The organism is Sphingorhabdus sp., from assembly GCF_029865925.1.
Taxonomy (GTDB): domain Bacteria; phylum Pseudomonadota; class Alphaproteobacteria; order Sphingomonadales; family Sphingomonadaceae; genus Sphingorhabdus_B.
Genome location: NZ_JARXAI010000035.1, coordinates 1 through 5000 on the forward strand (window position 1 = coordinate 1; position 5000 = coordinate 5000).

Annotated in this window: 5 protein-coding genes (1 of these 5 running past the window's edge); 1 reads left to right on the forward strand and 4 read right to left on the reverse strand. The window is 58.2% G+C overall.

From position 1 onward, the window contains the following. A partial coding sequence (locus QE270_RS03530) for an error-prone DNA polymerase (RefSeq protein ID WP_300035256.1) occupies window positions 1–2328 on the forward strand: 2328 nt, incomplete at its 5' end. Window positions 2329–2344: 16 nt separating this feature from the next. On the opposite strand, the gene gloB is transcribed toward QE270_RS03530, so the two are convergent. The 4 genes from gloB to QE270_RS03550 form a co-directional block, all read right to left on the reverse strand. Continuing rightward, window positions 2345–3067, reverse strand: a complete 723-nt coding sequence (gene gloB / locus QE270_RS03535) for a hydroxyacylglutathione hydrolase (protein WP_300035259.1) — start codon at window positions 3065–3067, stop codon at window positions 2345–2347. A 1-nt stretch (window position 3068) separates the two neighbouring features. Then, window positions 3069–3509 (reverse strand): VOC family protein, encoded by a 441-nt coding sequence (locus tag QE270_RS03540; RefSeq protein WP_300035262.1) that lies wholly within the window; start codon window positions 3507–3509, stop codon window positions 3069–3071. Between the two features lie 100 nt (window positions 3510–3609). Continuing rightward, window positions 3610–4395, reverse strand: coding sequence for a tetratricopeptide repeat protein (locus tag QE270_RS03545; RefSeq protein ID WP_300035265.1), 786 nt, complete (start codon window positions 4393–4395; stop codon window positions 3610–3612). An 18-nt stretch (window positions 4396–4413) separates the two neighbouring features. Beyond that, a protein-coding gene (locus tag QE270_RS03550; protein ID WP_300035270.1) for an alpha/beta hydrolase crosses the window boundary here: on the reverse strand, window positions 4414–5000 show its 3' portion. The gene runs 160 nt beyond the window's last position; the window shows 587 of its 747 coding nt (coding positions 161–747); its start codon lies off the right edge, out of view — the gene reads right to left on this strand; it ends in the stop codon at window positions 4414–4416.

Consider the following 5000-nt stretch of genomic DNA (forward strand, 5'->3'; position numbering starts at 1 on the left):
CCCCCCAAATGGGTCCGCGCGCTGGACGAAGAATTCACCTTAGTGCGCCAGAAAAATTATGCCTGCTATTTCCTGACGGTGCATGACATCGTCCAGTTCGCCCGATCGCAAGACCCGCCGATCTTATGTCAAGGCCGTGGCTCCGCCGCCAATTCGGTGATTTGCTACTTGTTGGGCATCACATCGGTTGACCCTGTGGCGAACAATTTATTGTTCTCGCGCTTTCTATCCGAAGAGCGCGATGAGCCACCCGATATCGACGTCGATTTCGAACATGAACGGCGCGAAGAGGTGATGCAATATGTCTATCGCCGGTTTAAGCGACACCGCGCAGGCATTGCCGCAACGGTCATCCACTATCGCCCGCGCAGCACCGTGCGTGAGGTTGGTAAAGCCATTGGCCTGACCGAAGATGTCACCGCGCGGCTGGCGGGAACAGTATGGGGCAGCTTCGGCAGGGACTTGCCCGAGGCGCGGTTGATTGAGGCGGGGTTTGACCCAGACAATCCGCACATCGCCAGGCTGCATGTCTTTGTCGGCCAGCTGCTCGATTTTCCACGTCATTTGTCGCAACATGTCGGCGGTTATGTCCTGACCGAAAACCGGCTTGATGAAACCGTGCCGATCCACAATGGCGCCATGGCGGACCGGACCTTTATCGAATGGGACAAGGACGATATCGACGCGCTGAACCTTTTGAAGGTCGATATATTGGCATTGGGCATGCTTACCTGCATTCGCAAAAGCTTCGAAATGCTGCGGCAGACAGGCGGCGGCGATTATAGCTTGGACAGCGTTCCGACCGAAGACCCGGCGGTCTATGCGATGCTGCAAAATGGCGACAGCATCGGCACCTTTCAGGTCGAAAGCCGCGCGCAAATCAACATGCTGCCGCGTCTTAAGCCCAAGACATTTTACGACCTTGTCATCCAGATCGCGATTGTGCGCCCCGGCCCGATTGAGGGCGACATGGTCCACCCCTATCTGCGCCGACGCAATAAAGAGGAGAAGGTCGAATATCCCTCCCCCGCACCGCCGCATGACCCCAATGAACTGCACGATATCTTGTACCGCACATGTGGCGTCCCCTTGTTTCAGGAACAGGCGATGAAGCTGGCGATGGTCGCCGCCGCATTTACACCCGACGAGGCCAATGGTTTACGCCGTGCGATGGCAACCTTCCGCAATTCAGGCACTATGCCCGAATATAAGGACAAGATGATCAACGGCATGGTGCAGCGCGGATATCAGCAGGATTTTGCCGAACGCTGCTACAAACAGATTGAGGGCTTTGGCAGCTATGGCTTTCCCGAAAGCCATGCGCAGGCCTTTGCCCATCTGGTCTACATATCATCATGGCTGAAATGCCATCATCCGGCGATTTTTACGGCTGCATTGTTGAATTCGCAGCCCATGGGTTTTTATGCGCCAGCGCAGCTTGTGCAGGATGCGCGCAATCATCAGGTTGATGTCCGCGCGATTGATGTGAATTTCAGCGCTTGGGATAATGAAATCGAGGCGAGTGCCTTGCGGCTTGGCCTGCGGCAAATCGGCGGGTTTCACAAGGATTGGGCGGTGGCGATTGCGGCCGCACGACCCTTTACTTCGCTGGAAGAGTTGGCACGCAAGGCCAAATTGCCAGCGCGCGCCTTGCATTTGCTGGCGGATGCCGATGCCTTGCGCTCGCTTAATCTTGACCGGCGTGCGGGCGGGTGGGAGGCACGGCGCACACCGTCTGATGAGCTGCCTTTATTCGCAGCCGCCGATGCGCGCGAATTGGCACAGGAACCAGAAATAGCCCTGCCGGTGATGCCCGTCAGCGAACATGTTGCGGCGGATTACCAAATGACGCGGATGTCGTTGAAGGGACACCCGATGGAGTTTCTGCGCGACATGTTTGCGGCCGAGGGCATATTGACCTGCGCGCAAACCGATGCGGCGAAACATGGTGCGCGGGTTAAAACCGCTGGGGCTGTGCTGACGCGGCAACGGCCGGGGAAGGGCAATGCCATTTTCATCACGATTGAGGATGAAACCGGCGTCACCAATGCTTTACTGTGGTCGCGGCTGTTCGAACGGCAACGGCGCGCCGTTATGGCATCGCGGTTAATGGTGATCGAAGGCGAGGTGCAACGCAGCAAGGAAGGCGTGGTGCACCTCATGGCGACACATATAACGGACCGCTCGCATGAGCTTGAACGCCTGTCGCATGATCATGACGTTAACGTCCCATTCAGCCGGTCAGACGAGTTTGCCCAGCCTGTCTATCCCCGCCATGGCCATCCGCGCGATGTGCGCCTTTTGCCCAAGTCACGCGATTTTCATTAGGCCCTAACTCTAAGCCTCAGGCGGCATCCTTGGCGGCCCGCCGTACGGCAAGTTCTTCAACCGATACCGCCCGCATGAACGGGTTGGTTGCGCGTTCCAGGGCAATTGTGGTCGGAACCGTCGCTTCTCCGCGTTCGCGCGCAGCGACCACGTCAGCAAAGCGACGCGTCAGATCGGCATTGTCCGGCTCCACCGTCACCGCAAATCGCGCGTTGCTGAGCGTATATTCGTGCGCACAATAGATGGCGGTGCTGTCACCCAAAGCCTCAAGCTTGCGCATATTGTCATACATCTGCGCGGCAGTGCCTTCAAACAAGCGGCCACAGCCCATCGCAAATAATGTGTCGCCGACAAAGGCAGCGTGTTCGGTGGCGAAATGATACGCAATATGTCCTGCCGTATGGGCAGGAACGTCGATGACGGTTGCCCGCACGTCGCCCAGTTGCACCACATCCCCGTCGCGCACGTGCACATCCAGCGTAGGAATGCGTTCGGCTTCTGCCGCAGGCCCCGTGATGATACATCCCGTCGCGGCCTTAATCTCCGCATTGCCGCCGACATGGTCAGGGTGCCAATGCGTGTTCCAAATCTGCGTTATCGTCCACCCCCGCGCCTCTGCAGCGGCCAGAACGGGCGCGGCAATGGCCGGATCGACCACCAAGGTTTCCCCGCTTTGCGCGTCATGGACCAACCAGACATAATTGTCCGACAGCACTGGAACCCGAACAACCTCGAGCATGTTACCATGCGCCTATATTGGGCATGCTGGCCCAAGGTTCGACAGGCGCGAGATTGCCGTCTTGCAGCAACTCAATCGAAATGCCGTCGGGCGTTCGGACAAACGCCATATGACCGTCGCGTGGGGGCCGGTTGATAGTCACGCCTGCATCCATCAACCGCTGGCACGTCGCGTAAATGTCATCCACGCGATAGGCCAAATGGCCAAAATTCCGTCCACCGTCATATATCTCGGGCGCGCTGCCGTCGGCAGGGGACCAGTTATGCGTCAATTCCACCTCGGCAACATTCGTTTGGCCGGGCGCCGCAAGGAAGATCAGCGTAAAGCGTCCCGCCTCGCTGTCAAAGCGCCGGACTTCCTCCAGCCCAATCAGCTTGAAAAATGCGACCGTGGCATCCGGGTCGGTGATACGGATCATAGTGTGAAGATAGCTGGTGGGCATTTTCATTCCATTCACAAAAGCGCGGTGTTCCAGACATAGCCATGAACCTTGACCGCTAACCGCGCAAGAGGTGACGGCCTTACCGAACGCCCAACACAGCTTATCTGGATTGCGGCTCAGTCTCTGGGGTGGCCGTTACCGCCGCTAATGCTGCGAGCTGCGCCTTAGCGGATACGGCCTGCCGGCTATCTGGCGCAATCGCAATCGTTTGCTCCCATTGCTTGCGTGCAGTTGCGTCGTCGCCTTCGACAATGGCGATATTGCCTGCTTCCAGTGCAACGGCCGGATCGCGCGGTCGTAACGCGGCGGAGGTTTGAATATATGTCAGCGCATCGGGCAGCTTGTTTAATCGCCGGGCCAAGGTCGCCGATAGCAACCACGCAGATCCATTTTCGGGCGCCAACTGCCGTGCGGTCGCCAAGGCGGCTTCGCCCTCGGCGCTTTTGCCCAATGCTACCAACGCGCGGGCACGGTCGACCTCGCTATCGGCACGTTCCGCATTGTTCAGGCTTTTGGATGCAAGGGCCTTTGCCAGAGCGTCCACTGCTACGTCTGGCTGGCCCGCAGCAATCGCGGCGTTACCCGCCTGCGCCCAAAAACGCGCGGCACGTGGATCCCCCTTTTCCTGCGCCATGGTTGCCGCCTCGGTCAATATCGGCACAGCAAGATCAAATTTGAAATCCGTTGCGAGCGCAAAACCATGGCAGGCCCGCGCCAGATAGCCGCCCTTTTTCTGCGTCCATAAGCTGGCATCCGAAACCGCAGATGCGGGGTCTTTGCTTGCCAGCTTCAGGCATTCTTGAAACTGGACCTCATCCAATGTCGGCAAAGGCTGCGCGATGGCGGGCGCCGCGCAGAGCAGCAATATCGGCAGAAATTTTGACATAAAAGCTCCGGAAAAAAGTCAGCAGGGCAGCTTTGCCACCGTGTCGATCAGCAGGGCAATATCCTGATCGCGGGAAAGCCGGTGATCGCCGTCTTTTAACAATATCGTCTGCACATCGGATGAACGAAGTAACTGTGCCAGCTTTATAGACGTTTCCCACGGCACGTCGGGGTCGCATTGTCCTTGCATCAACCGCACGGGGCAGTCGATTTCGACCATGCGGGTCAGCCGCAGGTTGCTCTGTCCCGATTGCCAAAAACCTTGCGTGATGACCATGGGTTCATAGCCGTAATCGCTTGGACGTTCGATGCGGCCAGTGGCGGCGATAGTCGCGCGGTCGGCAGCGTTGAAATCCCAGTCGGTAAAATCGGGTGCGGCGGCGATGCCAACCATCGCGGTGACTTGTTTGCCAAGTGCTTCAGCGACCAACAACATCAACCACCCGCCCATTGACGAGCCAATCAAGATCAATGGGCCAATGCCGGCTTGCGCAATCACCGTCAGCACATCGTCACGCCAGCTATCCAGCCTGCCGTCTTCGAAGGCACCTTCGCTTTCGCCGCAGCCCGAATAGTCCAACCGCAGCATGCCCACGCCTTGGTCTG